An 18,903-nucleotide genomic window follows, 5' to 3' on the forward strand; every position below is an offset into this window, starting at 1 on the left:
TGGCTAGATTAATCGTTGTAGACAGAAATGTATACTTTAATTTTCGCAGGCCTTCAAATGCCCTTCAGGGCAGCGGAAAAATCTAGACAAAGCTGTTTATAACCGTTCTGTGCAGGCGAAAAAAAAGACGCCGCAGCGTCTTTTTTTTTGGTGCGAGGAGAGTTATCCCGCCAGCTTGGCTTTCAGCAGTTCCGTCAGCTGGGCCGGGTTGGCCTTGCCCTTGGACGCTTTCATGGCCTGGCCGATCAGCGCGTTGATCGCCGCTTCCTTGCCGGCGCGGTACTGCTCCACCGATTTGGCGTTGGCCGCCAGCACTTCATCGACGATGGCTTCGAGGGCGCCAGTGTCCGAGATCTGCTTCAGGCCCTTGGCGTCGATGATGGCGTCGACCAGGTTCTCGTCGTTCGATTTCGCTTCCCACATGCCGGCGAAGACTTCCTTTGCCGCCTTGTTCGAGATCGTGCCGTCGGCGATGCGCTTGAGCATGGCGGCCAATTGCGCGGCGGAGACGGGGGCGTCGTCCAGGTCCACGCCTTCGCGGTTCAAGGTCGACGCTACGTCGCCCATCAGCCAGTTGGCGGCGGCCTTGGCATTTTCCTTGCCGGCCTTGTCGACCACGGCGACGAAATAGGTGGCCATGGCTTTCGACTGCGTCAGCACCAGCGCATCGTAATCCGGCAGTGCGTATTCGCTGATGAAACGCGCGCGCATGGCGGCCGGCAGTTCCGGCATCGATGCCTTGACTGTTGCGATCCACTCTGGCGAGATGACCAGCGGCGGCAGGTCCGGATCCGGGAAGTAGCGGTAATCCTGGGCGTCTTCCTTGCTGCGCATTTCGCGCGTTTCCTTGCGGTCCGGATCGTACAGGCGCGTCGCTTGCACGACCTTGCCGCCGTCTTCGATCAGTTCGATCTGGCGGCGTACTTCCACGTGCACGGCTTCTTCGATGAAGCGGAAGGAGTTCAAGTTCTTGATTTCGCAGCGGGTGCCGAATTCCTTCTGGCCGACAGGGCGCACGGAGACGTTGACGTCGCAGCGGAACGAACCTTCCTGCATGTTGCCGTCGCAAACGCCCAGCCACATGACCAGCGAGTGCAGGGCCTTGGCGTAGGCCACGGCTTCGGCGGCGCTGCGGATTTCCGGTTCCGAGACGATTTCCAGCAGCGGCGTGCCGGCGCGGTTCAAGTCGATGCCGCTCATGCCCGCATAGTCTTCATGCAGCGACTTGCCGGCGTCTTCTTCCAGGTGGGCGCGCGTCAGGTTGACGGTCTTGGTGACGAATTCGCCGTCCTTCTCGTAGCCGAAGGTCAGGGCGCCGCCGATGACGACGGGGTCTTCGAACTGGCTGATCTGGTAGCCCTTGGGCGAATCGGGATAAAAATAGTTTTTGCGCGCGAAGACCGAGTGCGGCGCGACGGTGGCGCCCACGGCCAGGCCGAAGCGGATCGCGCGGTCGACGGCCTGCTTGTTCATCACGGGCAGCACGCCTGGCAGGGCCAGGTCGACGGGGCTCGCCTGCGTATTGGCGTCGGCGCCGTACTTGATCGGCGAACCGCTGAAAATTTTGGATTCGGTCGTGAGCTGCACGTGGTTCTCAAGACCGATGACGACTTCCCATTGCATAGTGTTCTCGCTTATTTTTTGGTGGCGCCGCCTGGGCGGCGCAAATTTTTTCTTAGATGCCGGCCGGGCTGCGCGTATGCCAGTCCGTCACTTGCTGGAACTGGTGGGCGACGTTCAGCAGCTTGGCTTCGCCAAAATAATTGCCGATGATTTGCAGGCCGACGGGGCGCTTGCCGTTTTTCTCGCCTGCGCCGAAACCGCATGGTATCGACATGCCGGGCAGGCCGGCCAGGCTGGTCGACAGGGTGTAGATGTCGGCCAGGTAGTTCGCCACCGGGTCGTCCGTCTTGTCGCCCAGGTCCCAGGCGACGGTCGGCGCGACCGGCCCCATGATGACGTCGCAGACGGCGTTCGGGCCATTCAGGACGGCGTCGAAATCCTGCGCGATCAGGCGGCGGATCTTTTGCGCCTTCAGGTAGTAGGCGTCGTAATAGCCGTGGCACAGCACATAGGTGCCGACCATGATGCGGCGCTGCACTTCCGGGCCGAAGCCCTGGGCGCGCGACTTCTTGTACATGTCCTGCAAGTCCTTGTACTCGGTGGCGCGGTGGCCGTAGCGCACGCCATCGTAGCGCGACAGGTTCGACGACGCTTCGGCCGGGGCGATCATGTAGTAGGCGGGAATCGACAGGGCCGTGTTCGGCAGCGAGATGTCGACCAGGGTGGCGCCCAGCTTTTCATACTGCGCCAGCGCGCCGCGCACGGCCGCTTCCACGTCCTTGGCCAGGCCTTCGCCGAAGTATTCGCGCGGCACGCCGATGCGCAGGCCGGTAAGGGGTTGATCAAGACTGCGCGAAAAATCTTCCGCCACGCCGCCCTGTTCCGGCGACAGGCTGGTCGAATCGCGTTCGTCGAAGCCGGCCATGGCACTCAAGAGCAGGGCGCAGTCTTCGGCCGAGCGGGCCATCGGGCCGCCCTGGTCCAGCGACGAGGCAAAGGCGATCATGCCGAAGCGCGAGACGCGGCCATACGTCGGCTTGATGCCGGTGATGCCGCAAAAAGCGGCCGGCTGGCGGATCGAGCCGCCCGTGTCGGTGCCGGTGGCCGCCGGCGTCAGACCGGCCGCCACGGCGGCGGCCGAGCCGCCCGACGAGCCGCCCGGCACGGCCTTCTTGTCCCACGGGTTCTGCACGGCGCCGAAGGCCGAGTTCTCATTGCCGGAGCCCATGGCGAATTCGTCGCAATTGACCTTGCCCAAGGTGACCATGCCGGCCGCCTGGAATTTTTCCACGACGGTGGCGTCAAACGGGCTGGCGTAGTTGGCCAGCATTTTCGAGCCGGCCGTCGTGCGCCAGCCTTTTGTGACGAACAAGTCCTTGTGCGCGATCGGCACGCCCGTCAACGGCGTGGCCGTGCCGGCGGCGATGCGTGCATCCGCTTCGGCAGCTTGCGCCAGGGTCAGGGCACGGTCGACGTGCAAAAAAGCGTTCGACTTGTCCGCTTCGATGCGGTCGAGGAAATGCGTCGCCAGCGCAACGGCGGAAATTTCCTTGTTCTGCAAAAGCGTGGACAGCTGTTTGATGGATTTTGTATGCATGGCGTTTCTATTTTGATATTCGGCAAAAAGGCGGGAACAACGCAACGGCGTGTTTATTCGATGACCTTGGGCACCAGGTACAGGCCATCCTGTACCTTCGGCGCCACGGCCTGGTAGGCGTCGCGGCGGTTCTGTTCCGTGGCCAGGTCTTCGCGCAGGCGCAGGGCGATATTGTCCATGTGGGCGGCCAGCGGGTGGCTCAGGGGCGCCACGCCATCGGTATTGACGGCTTGCATTTGTTCTGCCAGTGCAAAAATCTTGTTCAATTGGGCCAAAGACGTGACGGCCTGGTCGTCGGCCATTTCAAGTTGGGCCAGGTGGGCGATGCGTTTTACGTCGGAGAGTGTCAGGGACATGGCGAATGGCGCGGAGTGCCGCGCATTAGTATTAAGTTGGCGTTTTGATAAAACGCGGGTATTTACTGCTATTTTGCTCACAAAAATCGAGGAATGCCGCGTAACTCGCGGCTGCAAGAGTCGCACTTTTCCATGGTTTTTGAGCAAATCGCATTCAAATTATAAGGTAGAATGGCGGGTTAATGCGTTGCCGGCGCTGATGGACCGCTGCCGCAGCATAGAAAAGATTGCGCAAGCGCCAAGCGAAACCCGAAAAAATCGCCTCCACGGATTTTCAGGGTGCCTGAAAGCGCCCGCTTTGAAACTCCCCATAAACAGCTTTTGCGCAGCTCGATGCGCTACAGGACACTCATGTTTGGTTTTTTACGCAGGTATATCTCCACCGATCTGGCCATTGACTTGGGCACGGCCAACACCCTTATTTATGTACGCGGCCTCGGTATCGTCCTGGACGAACCATCCGTCGTCGCCATCCGCCAGGAAGGCGGTCCGAATGGCAAGAAGACCATTCAGGCAGTCGGCAAGGAAGCCAAGCAGATGCTGGGCAAAGTGCCGGGCAATATCGAAGCGATCCGTCCGATGAAAGATGGCGTGATCGCCGACTTCACCGTGACCGAGCAAATGCTCAAGCAATTCATCCGCATGGTGCACGATTCGAAATTCTTCCGTCCATCGCCGCGCATCATCATTTGCGTGCCTTGCGGTTCGACTCAGGTCGAACGCCGCGCGATCCGCGAATCGGCCCTCGGCGCCGGCGCTTCGCAGGTGTATCTGATCGAAGAGCCGATGGCAGCTGCCATTGGCGCGGGCTTGCCCGTGTCGGAAGCGACCGGCTCGATGGTGGTCGACATCGGCGGCGGTACCACGGAAGTGGGCATCATCTCGTTGGGCGGCATGGTCTATAAGGGTTCCGTGCGCGTGGGCGGCGACAAGTTCGATGAAGCCATCGTCAACTACATCCGCCGCAACTACGGCATGCTGATCGGCGAACAGACGGCCGAAGCCATCAAGAAAGCCATCGGTTCGGCTTTCCCTGGTTCGGAAGTGAAGGAAATGGAAGTCAAGGGCCGCAACCTGTCCGAAGGCATCCCGCGTTCGTTCACCATTTCCAGCAACGAGATCCTCGAAGCGCTGACCGACCCGCTGAACAACATCGTCTCGGCCGTGAAAAACGCGCTGGAACAGACGCCGCCGGAACTGGGCGCCGACATCGCCGAAAAAGGCATGATGCTGACGGGCGGCGGCGCACTGCTGCGCGACCTCGACCGCCTGCTGATGGAGGAAACCGGCCTGCCGGTGCTGGTGGCCGAGGACCCGCTCACCTGCGTGGTGCGCGGTTCCGGGATGGCACTGGAACGTATGGACAAGCTCGGCTCGATCTTCTCCTACGAATAATCTGACAGAAGGGCCGGAAACCAATCCGGCCTTTTTTTGGTTTTGGCACCGGCGTTTGACCGGGGCCTGCACGTTGGCGCACTGCGCCTGGCCTGATCATTGGAAGTCATGGAATACAGTCCTCCGCCACTTTTCAAACAAGGCGCCTCCGCCCGCGTCAAGATGATGGTGTTCGCCGGCATTTCTATCGCCCTGCTGCTGGTCGATTCGCGCATGCACGCGCTGACGGCCGTGCGCCAGGCGGTCGGCACCGTGCTGTATCCGGTGCAGATGGCGGCCCTGGTGCCGCGCGACGTGGCGCTTGGCGTCGGCAATTACTTTTCTTCGTTGTCCGCCCTGGAAAAACAGGTGCGCGACCTGAAGCATGAACAGATCGCCTCGGCGCAGATCCTGCAGCAGGCGCAGCTCAACATCGTTGAAAACAACCATTTGCGCAAGCTGATGGAAGCGCGCGAGCGCGTCCCCGTCAAGACCATGATGGCCGAAGTGCTGTACGACACGCGCGATTCGGCCACGCGCAAGATCGTGCTCGATCGCGGTATCCAGCATGGCGTGGAACTGGGCCGCCCCGTGATCGACAACCTCGGTGTGGTGGGGCAAGTCACGCGCGTGTTTCCGTTTACCTCCGAAGTGACGCTTTTGACCGATGAAGAACAGGCCATTCCCGTGCAGCTGCTGCGCAATGGCGTGCGCAGCGTGGCCATCGGCCGCGGCAAGTCCGGCACCATGGAGCTGCGCTTCACGGCCCCCAGCGCCGACATCCAGATCGGCGACATCGTCATTACCTCGGGCCTCGACGGCCTGTACCCGGCCGGCCTGGCCGTGGCGCGCGTGACCCTGGTCGAGCGCAATGCGCATGGCCCGTTCGGCCGCGTCGTGTGCCAGCCGCTGGCCGGCATCGAACGCAACACCCAGTTGCTCATCCTCATGACGTCGCCCGAGATTCCGCCGCGTCCGCCCGCCGAAGATATCAAGACGGGCCGCAAGATCGCCGGCAAGATGGCGCCGATCAAGGACCCTGCCAAGGAGGCTGCCGCTGCTGCAGCGCCTGCCGTCAAGCCGCTTGCCGCCGCCGCTGCGGCGCCCGCGCCCGCAAAACCTGCGACGCCCGCGCCCGCACCTGCCGCCGTGCCACCGAAGGAAGCGACACGATGAACCGCCCGCATTACATCCTGCTGCCGGTCAGCCCCCTGTTCATCGGCTTTTCCCTGCTGTGCGCTTTTTTGCTGAACCTGCTGCCGTGGGGGCAGTTCGTCGGCGTGCCCGATTTCGTCGCGCTGGTGCTGGTCTTCTGGGGCATCCACCAGCCGCGCAAGGTCGGCATCGGCGTGGCCTTCTTCATGGGCCTGATGATGGACGTGCACGACTCGACCCTGCTGGGAGAGAATGCGCTGGCCTATACCTTGCTGTCGTATTTCGCCATCATGATGCACCGCCGCGTACTGTGGTTCCCCATCATGACGCAGGCGCTGCACGTGCTGCCGCTGCTGCTGCTGACGCAGGCGCTGCAATTGCTGACGCGCTTGATCGTCTCGGGCCGTTTCCCCGGCTGGCTCAATTTCATCGAGAGCTTCGTCGCCGTCGCCCTGTGGCCCATCGTCACGTGGATATTGCTCGCGCCGCAGCGCCGCGCCGTGGACCGCGACCATAACCGGCCGATCTGACGAGCGCCTGCCATGACTGAACTCAAGAACACCGAGCGCGAACTGCATTTTTTCCGCATGCGCCTGACCATCCTGGGCGCGCTCGTCTTCGTCTGCTTTTCGCTGCTGCTGGCGCGCTTCATCTGGCTGCAGGTGATCAAGCACGAGGACTATGCGACCAAGGCTGAAGACAACCGCATCGCCGTGGTGCCCATCGTGCCCACGCGCGGCCTGATCCTCGACCGCAACGGCGTGGTCCTGGCGCGCAATTACTCGGCCTATACGCTGGAAATCACGCCGTCGAAATTGAGCGCCAGCCTCGATTCCGTGATCGACGAGCTGTCGACCCTGGTGCAGATCGACATCAAGGATCGCCGCCGCTTCAAGAAGCTGCTGGAAGAATCGAAGAACTTCGTCAGCGTGCCGCTGCGCACGCGTTTGACGGACGAGGAAGTGGCGCGCTTCACGGCGCAGCGCTTCCGCTTCCCCGGCGTCGAAGTGCAGGCGCGATTGTTCCGCCAGTATCCGATGGGTGAAGTGGCCTCGCACGTGGTGGGCTTCATCGGCCGCATCAACCGCAATGAATCCAAGGCGCTGGAAGAGGGCGAGGACGCGGCCAACTACAACGGCACCGACCATATCGGCAAGGAAGGCCTGGAAAAAAGCTACGAAAAGCAGCTGCACGGCACCACCGGCTACGAAGAAGTGGAAGTGTCGGCCGGCGGGCGCGCCATGCGCACCTTGTCGCGCACGGCGGCCACCCCCGGCAACAACCTGATCCTGTCGATCGACATCGAACTGCAAAAAGTGGTCGAGGAAGCGTTCGGCGAATGGCGCGGCGCGGCCGTGGCCATCGACCCGGCTACGGGCGACATCCTCGCCTACGTGTCCAAGCCCGGCTACGACCCGAATCTGTTCGTCGACGGCATCGACCAGCAAAGCTGGAATGAACTCAATACCTCGCTGGACCGGCCGATGGTCAACCGTCCCCTGTCCGGCACCTACGCGCCCGGCTCGACCTTCAAGCCCTTCATGGCGCTGGCCGCGCTGGAACTGGGCAAGCGCACGCCGAGCCAGTCGATTTCCGATCCCGGTTTCTTCATCCTTGGCGGGCACACCTTCCGCGACGACAAGGTGGGCGGCCATGGCACGGTGGACATGCACAAGTCCATCGTCGTCTCGTGCAACACCTATTACTATCAGCTGGGCCGCGACATGGGCATCGACGCCATCCACGACTTCATGAAGCCGTTCGGTTTCGGCCAGCTGACGGGCATCGACCTGAATAACGAAAAGACGGGCGTGCTGCCGTCGACGGAATGGAAGCGCAACCGCTTCAAGACGCCGCAGCAGAAAAAATGGGTGGGCGGCGACACGATTTCGGTGAGTAACGGCTCCGGCTACAATTCCTACACGCCGCTGCAGATCGCCCACGCGACGGCCAACCTGGCCAACAACGGCGTGGTGATGAAGCCGCATCTGGTGAAGATCATCGAAGACGCCGCCACGCGCGCGCGCACCCTGACGGTGCCGAAGGAAAGCTACCGCATTCCGCTCAAGCAGGAAAACATCGACACCATCAAGCGCGCCATGGTGGGCGTGACGAGCGAGCAGGGCGGCACGGCCGCGCGCATCTTCACCGGCGTGCAGTACACGGTGGGCGGCAAGACGGGTACGGCGCAGGTGGTGGGCATCAAGAAAAACGAGAAGTACAATGCCAAGCTGCTGGCCGAGCGCCTGCGCGACAACGCCCTGTTTACGGCCTTCGCGCCGGCCGACAAGCCGCGCATCGCGATCGCCATCGTGGTGGAAAACGCGGGCTTCGGCGCCGGCGTGGCCGCGCCGATCGCGCGCAAGGCACTCGACTACTACCTGCTGGGCAAGCGCCCGAGCGACAAGGAAAGGGACACCACCAAGGTGCCCAAGGAAGATGTCGACGAAGTGCGCACCCTGGAAGAAATCACGGACGAGCAGGCCGCCCCGGCACCTGCCAGGCAATAAGGAAGCACATGCCCATTAACGAGAGGCGCTCGCTGTGGCGGCGCGCCAAACCCTACCTGGCGGTGTTCGATCCGCCGCTGATGATCATCATCCTGATGCTGCTCAGTACCAGCCTGCTGACCCTGTATTCGGCCAGCATCGGCATTCCCGGCAAGATCGAGGATCACCTGCGCAACATCCTGCTGTGCTTTTTCGTCATGTGGGTGGCGGCCAACGTCACGCCGCAGATGATGATGCGCATCGCCGTGCCCGTGTACACGGTATCGGTGATCTTGCTGGTGGCCGTGGCGCTGTTCGGCACCATCAAGCTCGGTGCGCGGCGCTGGCTGCATATCGGCGTGATCGACATCCAGCCGTCCGAATTCCTGAAGATCGCCACGCCGCTGATGCTGGCCTGGTTCTTCCAGCATAATGCGGGCGCCCTGCGCTGGAAGTCGTTCCTGATGGCGGCCGTGCTGCTGCTGGTGCCCGTCTACCTGATCGCGCGCCAGCCCGACCTGGGCACGGCGCTGCTGGTGGTGGCGGCCGGCTTTACCGTCATCTTCCTGGCCGGCCTGTCGTGGAAGGTGCTGGCCGGCTTGCTGATCACCTTTGTTTCCTGCCTGCCGATCGCCTGGTCGCACCTGCATGATTACCAGCGCGACCGCGTGATGATGCTGATCGACCCGACCAAGGACCCGCTGGGCAAGGGCTTTCATATCATCCAGTCCATCATCGCCATCGGTTCCGGCGGCATGACGGGCAAGGGCTGGACGCACGGCACGCAGGCCCACCTGGAATTCGTTCCGGAGCGCACGACCGATTTTATTTTTGCCGTATATTCCGAGGAATTCGGCCTGGTCGGTAATTTGATCCTGATGCTGATGTATTTGCTGCTGGTGGGACGGGGGATGATGATCGCCGCCAACGCCCCCAGTTTTTTCACTCGCCTGCTGGCAGGAGCGATAACTATGATTTTCTTTACGTACGCCTTTGTAAACATGGGCATGGTCAGCGGCATCGTGCCGGTGGTCGGCGTCCCCCTCCCATTCCTCAGCTATGGCGGCACCGCGCTGCTGACCCTGGGCGTGGCCACCGGTATCCTGATGAGTATTCAGCGCCACCGCAAGCTGGTGCAGACCTGATGCGCGCGCCTTTCGACACCTTCGCCATGCGCGGATTGAGCCTGGCGGTCTTGCTGACCCTGGCCGCCTGCGGCACCACGCCGCAAAAGCCCGCATCGAATAACGTGCCGCTGCCGTCCGGCGGCAAGGTCAAGGTGCCCGTGCGCCAGGATTCCACCTTGCCGGTATTGCCGGCGGCCGGCTCCGGGCGCGGCGGCTACTACAAGGATGACGGTCCAGGCGACAATCCGCCCGCCAACCTGCGCGACGTACCCGATGCGGAAGTGCGCAACGAGCCGTATTCGACGCGCTCGAACCGCCCGTATGTCGTCTTCGGCAAGACCTACACGCCGATCACCGACAACGAACCGTTCAAGCAGAAGGGCACGGGCACCTGGTATGGCAAGAAGTTCCATGGCCAGCGCACCTCGTCGGGCGAAATCTACGATATGTACAAGATGACGGCGGCCCACCCGACCTTGCCGATTCCATCGTATGCGCGCGTGACGAGCATCGACAGCGGCCAGCAGGTGATCGTGCGCATCAACGACCGCGGCCCGTTTCACGCCACGCGCGTGATCGACGTGTCCTATACGGCGGCGCTGAAACTGGGCTTCCTCGGCAAGGGCAGCCACCAGGTGGTCGTCGAGCGCCTGCTGCCGGCCGATATCGACGCCATCCTGGCCGCTCGCGCGGCGCCGAAGCCGGTGCCGTCGGTGGTAGCCAGGTCGATCGATACGCCGGCCGACAGCGAACCGGAAATGCGCGCCGTGGTGCAGCCTGAAATCACCGCGCTGTCAGCGGTCGATGCCACCGTGGCCGCGCCCGCGCCAGCGGCGCTGGCCACCGGCTTCTACCTGCAGCTGGGCGCCTATTCGCGTGCGGACAATGCGGAAGCGGGCCGCGCGCAACTGGCGCCGTATGCGCAAACGCTGGGCAATCTCGATGTGGTGCCGGCCGGCCCGTTGTTCCGCCTGTACGGCGGACCGTTCACGAGCCGCACCGATGCGGCGCGCGCGGCGGCCAGCCTGCCGGCGTCGGCGGGTGTCAAACCGATCGTCATTGAGAGATGAGCGCAGGTCGGATTAGCGTGCAAGCGCGTAATCCGACACCATGGTTGGCGTCGCTGGCGTTGTCGGATTGCGCGCAAGCGCTAATCCGACCTACCTGGCTGAAGCACAGTGAGCATAGCAGGTTGCCTATGCCGGACGCGCAGTAGGTTTGGTCCGGCGCTTATTTACAGGAGCGCAGTTCCTGCTCCGGGAACTGCGCCTTGATTTTCTCCAGCCGCGCGCGCGTGGCCGCGTCGAGGTCGCGGAACTGGTAAGCGAATTGCTTGCTGGCGCTGTAGCGCGGCGCGATGCGGGCGCTGTGCACACCCTGTTTGTTGAGCATTGCCAGCTGGCTTTGCGCGCTCGTTTCCGACTTGAACACGCCCAGTGAAATGCCCCAGCGCAGCGGGCTGCTTTCGTTCATGATGAAGTAATTCGTCACGCCCAGCTGCTTCAATTCGCCGGCCTTGCGGTCGGCGCCTTCCTTGCTGCCTTGCGGCGGGATGTACACCATATAGCTGGAAATGTCCTGGCCGGCCACGTTGCGGCGCGACTGGCGGTCGCCCAGGTCCAGCGCCGCCACTTGCGCTTCGAAGCGGCGGCCGTCGGCCAGCAGGAAATTGCCCACTTCCGTGCACGCATACGATGGCGCCGCCGCTGGCGCGGCCGCGGCTGCCGCGCCTTCGGCTGCTGGTAGCGCGGCAGGCGCCGTGGCCTGCTCCTGCGTCAGCAAGGTGAGCTTGCTCGCCTGCAGCTGGTTTTTCAGGCGCGCCGGTTCGCGCGTCTCGGCGCGAAAACTGCCCAGATAACCCTGGCCGATGGCCAGCACCAGCAGGTTGACGCCGGCCAGCAGCCAGAAGACGAATTTCAGCATACGTGGTTTCCTTGTGTTCCCGCGGCCCCGGCGCGCGCGGCCGCCTGCAGGCCGATCATGACGATATTATCGACCAGGTGCAGCGGCACCGCCAGCGCCAGGGCCGGTGCGATGCGCGGCGCGGCGCCGCCAGACAGCAGGCAGGCGCTGGCGCCGTGCATGCGCACGGCCCGTTCGATGGCCCCCGCCTGGGCCGCCAGGCAGCCGGAGAGGATGGCGTCGTCCGTGTTGTCGGCAAAGCCGGCCGGCAGCATGGCGTCGCTGGCGATTTGCGGCAGCTGCGCCGTGTTGCGCGCCAGCGAACTGGCCATCAATCCCAGTCCCGGCAAGATCATCCCGCCGAGGAAAAGGCCATCGGCCGTGACGGCGTCGATGGTGGTGGCCGTGCCGCAGTTGGCGACGATGACGGCCTGGGCAGGCGCCAGCGCCTGCGCGCCGATGGCGGCGGCAAAGCGGTCGCAACCCAGCTGCGACGGCGCGCGGTAGCCATTCGTCAGGCCCGCCAGCTGCGGCAGCGAGACAAAGTCACGCGGCGCGACCGGCAGCATGGCGCGCAGGCGCGTGCCGATATTGGCGCCCGCCACGTTCGACAGCAGCGCCTCGTGGATGGCGAGTGGCGCCCACTGCGCGGCAAGGGTGTCGATCTGCGCATGCGCGACGGCGCCGCTGGCCAGCCAGCCGCCGGCGGCACTGTCGGCGGCCACGAGTGCCCATTTGATGCGCGTATTGCCGGCGTCGATCAGCAGCAGCATGTGCTTACTCCCCCAGCAGGCGCAAGGATACGTCGCCGGACATGACTTCCTGCAGGCCGCCGTCGGTGCGCAGCAGCAGGCGGCCCAGGTGATCCACGCCGGCCGCCACGCCTTGCTGCAGCAGCTGGCCATTGTCGAGGATTTTCACGTGCCGGCCCTGCCAGGCATGCAGCAGGTTCCAGCGCTCCGTAAACGGCGCGAAGCCCGTGTCGTCGAATTCGGCCAGCACGCCGGCCAGGCGGCTGAGCAGGGCCGCCACCAGGGTATTGCGTTCCATCTGCGCCAGCCAGGGCACGGCCGAGACGCTGCGGCCGATCTGCCGTTCCAGCGCATCGGGCATCAGCAGATTGATGCCGCAGCCGATGACGGCCCACACGCCGCCGTCGGGCGCCTGCTGCGTTTCGACGAGGATGCCGGCCAGTTTATGGCCATCCTTGAGCATGTCGTTCGGCCATTTCAGTTGCACCGGCACGCCCAGCGAGGACATGGTTTCGGCCAGTGCCACGCCGACGGCCAGCGGCAATCCCACCAGTTGATGCAGCGGTCCCTTGAAGCGCCAGGCCAGCGAGAACATCAGGCTGGCGTCCGCCTGCGACACCCACGGCCGTCCGGCGCGCCCCCGTCCGGCCGTCTGCTGTCCCGCGATGCGCAGGATGGGGCCGGCCAGGGTGGCGCAGCGCGCCAGCAGGTCGGCGTTGGTCGATCCCGTTTCGTCGACCACCTCAATGCCTACGTGGGCGGCGCCGGTGGCGCAATGGGCGGCGATGGCCGCGCTGTTCAAGTCTGAGTGCTTCGTCATGGTGATAGGGTCAGTTGCGCGCCTTGTGCGGCGCATTCGCGAAGGCCCGGTCGTACACGGCATTGGGCAGCGCGCGCAGCAGCTTGGCGACGACGCCCATCTGCCACGGGATCACGCGGTAGCTGTCGCCGTCGGCGATGGCGCGCGCGGCGCGCGCGGCGAATTTTTCGGCCGGCATCAGGAAAGGCATGCGGTAGGCGTTGTGGCGCGTCATCGGCGTGTCGATGTAGCCGGGCGTGATGGTGACGACCTTGATGCCGGCCGGTTTCAATTCCAGGCGCAGCGATTCGCAGTAGCTGATGACGGCCGCCTTCGAGGCGCTGTAGGCTTCGGCGCCGGGCAGGCCGCGGATGCCGGCCACGCTGCCGATGCCCACCAGGCGTCCGCTGCCCTGGTTCTTCATGGCGGCGATGAAGGGCGCGAAGGTGGCGACGGTGGCCGTGACGTTGATGGCGATGAGGCGGGCGAAGGCGTCGAGGTCTTCCGCGTGTTCGCTCAGGGTGCCGTAGGACACGCCGGCGCTGGCGATGACGACGTCGATGCCGCCGGCATGGGCGATGAAGTCATCGGCCGCGCTTTTCAGGGCGGCGTGGTCGCAGACATCGACGGCGTAGGCGCGGTGGCGTTCAGGGTGGGGCAGGGAAGCGATCAGTTGCCGCAGGGTGTCGCCGCGGCGGGCCAGCAAGCCCAAATGGGCGCCCTGGCGCGCGTACCGCAGCGCCAGGGCGGCGCCCAATCCGCTCGACGCGCCCGTGATGAAAACGCGATGCATCAGGCGATGCCCGGGCGCGCCAGGGAAGTGGCCATGCTTATTTCTTTTCCGCTTTGGCTTTCGCGACCAGCACGTCCATCACGGTGAGCGCCTGGGCGTTCAGCTGCTCTTCGTTCTTGGCCGACTTGCTGCCCTGGTCGGCTTGCGAAGGCGACGTGATGTAGCGGCCATCGATGGCGATCATGGGCCAGAACGTGACGTTATAGCCCTGCATCATGGCGTCCGCGCGGCGTACGCGGGCCGAGGTGCCCATCGAGCGGTAGGTGTCGATGAACTTCTGGCGGTCCACGCCCTGCTTGGCGACGAAGTCGAAGACGGCGTCGTCGGTATTCAGGCGGTTGCGTTCCACGTGCATGGCGTGGAAGACGCTGGTGTGCAGCTTGTCGACCAGGCCCATGGCTTGCAGGGTGAAGAACAGCCGCTGTTGCGGCGCCACGCTTTCATCGCGCGACACGTGCACGCGCTTGAAGACGATGTTGTCGCCCTGTTTCTTGACCCAGGCGGCCAGTTGCGGCTCGAGCACGTTGCAATGCGGGCAGTAATAGGCGAAGAATTCCGTCACTTCGATTTTCTTGCCCGATTCCGTCGCCTGCGGCGTGGGCAGGGTTTCGTATTCGACGCCGTTCTTCGGGTCGGCCGGCGAGGCCGATGCGCCCATGGCGGCGGTGCACAGTGCGGCGGCGATCAGGATGTTCTTCAGAAAACGCATGCTGGTTCCTTATTTTTGGTTGCGGACGACGGCGACATCGATGCCGTTTTCAGACAGTTTGGTGCGCGCGCGGTTCATCGCTTCGAGCTGGTTGAACGGCCCGACGCGCACGCGGTGCAGCACGCCGGCATCGGTGCTGCGGTCGCTGATGGCCGCTTCGAAGCCGAGCAGCGCCAGTTTGCCGCGCGTGCTTTCGGCGTCCGACATGTCATGGAAGGCGCCGGCCTGCAGATAATAAATCCATTTGTCGCTGGCTGCATCGGCCTTGGCTTCTTTCACGTCGGCCTTCGCTTGCGGTGCTGGCGCCGCGGGTGCCGCCGCCGGCGTTTTCGGCGCCGGCTTGTCTTTCAACGTACCGATCAATTCCTGCAGCGCATCCGGTGGCGGCGCCTTCGGCTGCTGCGCTGGCGCGGGCGCCGGTGCGGCAGGCTGCGTTGGCGTGACGATCTCGCGTGGCTCCTTGGAGAAGTCGCGCGCCGCTTCCTTGGCCGCTTCCTTGTTGCCGTACATCGGCTTGTTCGGGTCGGCGATCTGGCCGGCCGTCGGTTCGGCCGATTTGCCGGCCTTGCCCGACTTGTCGGTGAACGGCGAGGCGCCCTTGGTGATCACCAGGGCGACCACGACGGCGATACCCAGGCCGATGACCAGGCCGATGATGATGCCGACCAGGGTGTTGCCCTGCTGGCGCCGGGTCGAAGAGAAGCGGGAAACATGATTCATTGACGGTTTGACCTTCGCGATTACATTTTGTTTGGCGCGGACACGCCGATCAGTGCCAGGCCGTTGCGCAATACCTGGCGCGCGGCGATGACGAGAGCCAGGCGGGCCATCTTGACGGCTTCGTCCTCGACCAGTACTTTTTCGGCGAAATAGAAGCTGTGCAGGTTGGCGGCCAGGTCGCGCAGGTAGAAGGCGACTTGATGCGGTCCCAGTTCCGCTTGCGCGCGCGCCAGCATTTCCGGGTAGGCGGCCAGGGTCGCCAGCAGGGTCGCTTCGGTCGGCGCCGTGAGTGGGGACAAATCAACGCCGGCGACCGTGCTTTCATCGCCGCCCCAGTTTTCCAGGATGCGGCAGATGCGCGCATGCGCGTACTGCACGTAATAGACGGGGTTTTCATCGGTGGTTTTCAGCGCCACGTCGACGTCGAAGACGAATTCCGTGTCGGCCTTGCGCGAGATCAGGAAGAAGCGCACGGCATCGCGGCCCTTGGCGATGTCGCCGCCGCCCGACCATTCGATCAGGTCGCGCACGGTCACGTAGGAGCCGGCGCGCTTCGAGATCTTGACTTCTTCGCCGTCCTTCATGACGGTGACCATCTTGTGCAGCACGTAGTCGGGGTAGCCTTGCGGAATGCCCATGTCGACCGCCTGCAGGCCGGCGCGCACGCGCGCGATGGTGCCGTGGTGGTCGCTGCCCTGGATATTGATGGCCTGCACGAAGCCGCGCTGCCATTTCACCAGGTGATACGCGACGTCGGGCACGAAATACGTGTAGGTGCCGTCCGTCTTGCGCATCACGCGGTCCTTGTCGTCGCCGAAGTCGGTGGTGCGCAGCCACAGCGCGCCATCCTGCTCGTAGGTATGGCCGGCCTTGATCAGGGTTTCGACGGCGCTGTTGACCTTGCCGTCCGCGTACAGCGACGATTCCAGGTAGTAATTGTCGAACTTCACGCCGAACGCCTGCAAGTCGATGTCCTGTTCGTTGCGCAGGTAGGTGACGGCAAACGGGCGGATCGAGTCGATGTCTTCCACGTTGCCATTGGCCGTGGCAGGCTGGCCATCGCTGGCCGAGACGGTCTTGCCGGCCTTGAAGTCGTTGGCGATGTCGGCGATGTAGTCGCCGTTGTAGGCGGACTCGGGCCATTCGGCGTCGCCGGGCTTGAAGCCGCGCGCGCGCGCTTGCACGGAATTGGCCAGGGTCTGGATCTGCACGCCCGCGTCGTTATAGTAGAACTCGCGCGTCACTTGGTAGCCTTGTGCGTCGAACAGCGAGGACAGGGCGTCGCCCAGGGCCGCCTGGCGGCCGTGGCCCACGTGCAGCGGACCGGTCGGGTTGGCCGAGACGAATTCCAGGATGACTTGCTTGCCGGCGCCTGCCGTGCTGCGGCCATAGCTGTCGGCTTCGCTCAAGATGGTTTTCACGACGGCCTGCTTGGCGGCGTTTGACACGCGCACGTTGATGAAGCCGGGACCGGCGATTTCCACTGCCTCGACCAGACCCTTGCCGGCCGGGTTGGCCAGCACGGCCGTCACGATGGTTTGCGCCAGTTCGCGGGGATTCTGTTTCAGCTGCTTGGCCAGTTGCATGGCGATATTGCAGGCGACGTCGCCATGCGATGCATCGCGTGGTCGCTCGAGCACCACGGTAGGCTCAAGCGTAGTGCCGGCCAGGACGGGAGCGAGGGCGGCCTGGAACAGGGCGATGATTTCTTGTTTCTGTTGGGCGAGCATGAGCAGGATGGCGGTGGAACCGCGTTAAGAATGAATAGAATGAATCAAAAAGCAAAACGGACGGCAAGTACACAAGCCGCCCAGACTGCGTTAATTATACTGGTTTGCCGCCGGGAACAATACGCCAGCCGGCAGTGTTCCCGTGCTGGCGCGTTTCACGATATTATCAGGACAGCATGCCCATGTTGGTGCGCGAAAACGTCAGCATGGCGCATTCTGCTTGTATATATGCAGTTTTTTGCCGCAATTTACATGTATCGCTGCAATCGCTTGGGCCAGAGGGCGCCACAAACGCTACAATCGACCCTTTATTGATGACGCGCGGCCGCGACTTTGCCTCCATGCAGCCCGCCGCGCGCAGCCACACCGGATAACTATGAACAAGCGCCCCACGCTGAAATTGAAAACCAAGCCGGCGCCAGGCCAGGCTCCTGCCGCACCGAAATTGCGTCCCAGCTATCATCCCGACCTGAAACCGGTCTTGCAGCCAGGCTTCCAACCCGATTTGCGCGCCGACTCGCTGGCGTTTTGCCTGCTGGGCGCCGCCAATGCCGTAGCGCAAGTGCGTACGGGCACGGCCCTGCCGCAGGCGCTGGCCAAGGTGTTTACGCAATCGAACGCCAGCCCGCAGGCGCGCGGCGCCATCCAGGATATTTCCTACCGCACCATGCGCCAGCTGGGCCGCAGCGAAACTCTGGTCGGCCTGATGACGTCGAAGGCACCCGAGCCGCCGATGCTCGCCGCCTTGCTGTGCTGCGCGTTGTCCTTGATGTCGGCCGAGCCGGGCGAGCAGCCGTATGAGGAATTCACGGTGGTCGACCAGGCCGTCACGGTGGCCACCTCGCACCCTGACCTGGCGCACGCCAAGGGCATGGTCAACGCTGTCTTGCGCCGTTTCTTGCGCGAGCGCAAATCCTTGCTGGAAGCGGCCTTGCAGCAACCGTTGGCGCAATGGAATTATCCGCAGTGGTGGATCGACTCGCTGCGCCTGGCCTATCCGCGCGACTGGCAAGCCATTTTGACGGCCGGCAACGCCGTGCCGCCATTGACCTTGCGCGTGAATCGCCGCAAGAGCACGGTCGAAGCCTACCTGGCCGTGCTGCAGGAAGCGGGCATCGCCGCGCGCCAGGTGGGACCGTTCGCCGTGCGCCTGGACAAGCCGATCGGCGTGGCCTTGATCCCCGGCTTCGAGCAGGGTGTCGTTTCCGTGCAGGATGCCGGCGCGCAACTGGCCGCGCCGCTGCTGGACTTGCAGGACGGCATGCGCGTACTGGACGCCTGCGCGGCGCCGGGCGGCAAGACGTGCCACATCCTGGAACTGGCCGACGTGCAAGTGACCGCCATCGACGCGGACGCCAAGCGCCTGCCGCGTATCGCGGAAAACCTCGAGCGCCTCGGCCTGGACGCCACCCTGAAGGCGCAGGATGCGCAATCGAGCGCGTGGTGGGACGGCCAGCAGTACGACCGCATCCTGGCCGACGTGCCATGCACGGCCTCGGGCATCGTGCGCCGCCATCCCGATATCCGCTGGTTGCGCCGCAAGGGCGACGCGTTCCAACTTGCAACACTTTCATCCAAAATTCTGGACAACCTGTGGCAGATGCTGCGCCCCGATGGTAAATTGCTGTTCGTGACATGTTCATTGTGGCCGCAGGAGTCCGAGGCACAGGCGGCGGCATTTGCGGTGCGCAATAATGCGACCCGATTGACAGCGCCTGGCCAGCTGTTGCCGACCGGCAGCGCGGAGCAGGACCACGACGGTTTGTTCTATGCGCTATTCCAAAAAAATGCGGCTTGAGCGATTCGTCGAACCTTATCCTACGGACTACACCGGCAC

The 18,903-nt window shown here is 63.9% G+C and carries 17 protein-coding genes; 7 read left to right on the forward strand and 10 right to left on the reverse strand.

The genetic code is table 11. From position 1 onward, the window contains the following. Positions 1-162: 162 nt before the first annotated feature. From gatB to gatC, 3 genes are read right to left on the reverse strand one after another with little or no spacing between them, the layout of a single operon-like run. Positions 163-1,638, reverse strand: coding sequence for an Asp-tRNA(Asn)/Glu-tRNA(Gln) amidotransferase subunit GatB (gene gatB, locus IGS55_RS24675; RefSeq protein WP_329958154.1), 1,476 nt, complete (start codon positions 1,636-1,638; stop codon positions 163-165). A 37-nt stretch (positions 1,639-1,675) separates the two neighbouring features. Then, on the reverse strand, positions 1,676-3,160 hold the full coding sequence (gatA, locus tag IGS55_RS24680; protein WP_230518371.1) for an Asp-tRNA(Asn)/Glu-tRNA(Gln) amidotransferase subunit GatA: 1,485 nt from the start codon (positions 3,158-3,160) through the stop codon (positions 1,676-1,678). 53 nt (positions 3,161-3,213) lie between these two features. After that, on the reverse strand, positions 3,214-3,516 hold the full coding sequence (gene gatC / locus IGS55_RS24685) for an Asp-tRNA(Asn)/Glu-tRNA(Gln) amidotransferase subunit GatC (RefSeq protein WP_034749369.1): 303 nt from the start codon (positions 3,514-3,516) through the stop codon (positions 3,214-3,216). A gap of 351 nt (positions 3,517-3,867) precedes the next feature. Between gatC and IGS55_RS24690 the strand changes: the two genes are divergently transcribed. The 6 genes from IGS55_RS24690 to IGS55_RS24715 all read left to right on the forward strand — a co-directional run bounded on the left by IGS55_RS24690 (position 3,868) and on the right by IGS55_RS24715 (position 10,731). Then, positions 3,868-4,911 carry a rod shape-determining protein gene (locus IGS55_RS24690; RefSeq protein WP_010393186.1) on the forward strand — a complete coding sequence of 348 codons (1,044 nt, stop codon included), beginning with the start codon at positions 3,868-3,870 and terminating at the stop codon, positions 4,909-4,911. Positions 4,912-5,019: 108 nt separating this feature from the next. Then, positions 5,020-6,066 carry a rod shape-determining protein MreC gene (gene mreC / locus IGS55_RS24695; protein WP_230518370.1) on the forward strand — a complete coding sequence of 349 codons (1,047 nt, stop codon included), beginning with the start codon at positions 5,020-5,022 and terminating at the stop codon, positions 6,064-6,066. Next, entirely contained in the window at positions 6,063-6,575 is a 513-nt protein-coding gene (gene mreD / locus IGS55_RS24700) for a rod shape-determining protein MreD (RefSeq protein ID WP_034749354.1), read from the forward strand. Before mreC ends, mreD begins: the two co-directional genes overlap by 4 nt. 12 nt (positions 6,576-6,587) lie before the next feature. Continuing rightward, a complete protein-coding gene (mrdA, locus tag IGS55_RS24705; protein WP_230518369.1) occupies positions 6,588-8,555 on the forward strand; it encodes a penicillin-binding protein 2 in 1,968 nt (655 codons plus the stop codon). A gap of 8 nt (positions 8,556-8,563) precedes the next feature. Continuing rightward, positions 8,564-9,679 carry a rod shape-determining protein RodA gene (rodA, locus tag IGS55_RS24710; RefSeq protein ID WP_034749348.1) on the forward strand — a complete coding sequence of 372 codons (1,116 nt, stop codon included), beginning with the start codon at positions 8,564-8,566 and terminating at the stop codon, positions 9,677-9,679. After that, positions 9,679-10,731 (forward strand): septal ring lytic transglycosylase RlpA family protein, encoded by a 1,053-nt coding sequence (locus tag IGS55_RS24715; protein WP_230518368.1) that lies wholly within the window; start codon positions 9,679-9,681, stop codon positions 10,729-10,731. The genes rodA and IGS55_RS24715 overlap by 1 nt, the downstream gene beginning before the upstream one ends. Before the next feature lie 160 nt (positions 10,732-10,891). Here IGS55_RS24715 and IGS55_RS24720 read toward each other — a convergent pair whose 3' ends face one another. The 7 genes from IGS55_RS24720 to argS are packed head-to-tail and all read right to left on the reverse strand — an operon-like array spanning position 10,892 to position 17,066. Further along, positions 10,892-11,584 (reverse strand): SPOR domain-containing protein, encoded by a 693-nt coding sequence (locus tag IGS55_RS24720; RefSeq protein ID WP_230518367.1) that lies wholly within the window; start codon positions 11,582-11,584, stop codon positions 10,892-10,894. Further along, positions 11,578-12,336, reverse strand: a complete 759-nt coding sequence (locus tag IGS55_RS24725) for a type III pantothenate kinase (protein WP_230518366.1) — start codon at positions 12,334-12,336, stop codon at positions 11,578-11,580. Before IGS55_RS24725 ends, IGS55_RS24720 begins: the two co-directional genes overlap by 7 nt. A gap of 4 nt (positions 12,337-12,340) precedes the next feature. Then, a complete protein-coding gene (locus IGS55_RS24730) occupies positions 12,341-13,135 on the reverse strand; it encodes a biotin--[acetyl-CoA-carboxylase] ligase (protein WP_230518365.1) in 795 nt (264 codons plus the stop codon). A gap of 10 nt (positions 13,136-13,145) precedes the next feature. Then, positions 13,146-13,907 (reverse strand): SDR family oxidoreductase, encoded by a 762-nt coding sequence (locus tag IGS55_RS24735; RefSeq protein ID WP_230518364.1) that lies wholly within the window; start codon positions 13,905-13,907, stop codon positions 13,146-13,148. A gap of 37 nt (positions 13,908-13,944) precedes the next feature. Further along, complete coding sequence (locus tag IGS55_RS24740; protein ID WP_230518363.1) at positions 13,945-14,616, reverse strand: thiol:disulfide interchange protein DsbA/DsbL; 672 nt, start codon at positions 14,614-14,616, stop codon at positions 13,945-13,947. A 9-nt stretch (positions 14,617-14,625) separates the two neighbouring features. Beyond that, complete coding sequence (locus IGS55_RS24745; protein WP_128141242.1) at positions 14,626-15,336, reverse strand: SPOR domain-containing protein; 711 nt, start codon at positions 15,334-15,336, stop codon at positions 14,626-14,628. A 20-nt stretch (positions 15,337-15,356) separates the two neighbouring features. Continuing rightward, positions 15,357-17,066, reverse strand: coding sequence for an arginine--tRNA ligase (gene argS / locus IGS55_RS24750; RefSeq protein ID WP_230518362.1), 1,710 nt, complete (start codon positions 17,064-17,066; stop codon positions 15,357-15,359). Between the two features lie 376 nt (positions 17,067-17,442). Between argS and rsmB the strand changes: the two genes are divergently transcribed. Then, on the forward strand, positions 17,443-18,864 hold the full coding sequence (gene rsmB, locus IGS55_RS24755) for a 16S rRNA (cytosine(967)-C(5))-methyltransferase RsmB (protein WP_058050252.1): 1,422 nt from the start codon (positions 17,443-17,445) through the stop codon (positions 18,862-18,864). The last annotated feature ends 39 nt before the right edge of the window (positions 18,865-18,903 follow it).

It is taken from the genome of Janthinobacterium sp. EB271-G4-3-2 (assembly GCF_020858035.1).
Classification (GTDB): Bacteria; Pseudomonadota; Gammaproteobacteria; order Burkholderiales; family Burkholderiaceae_D; genus Janthinobacterium; species Janthinobacterium aestuarii.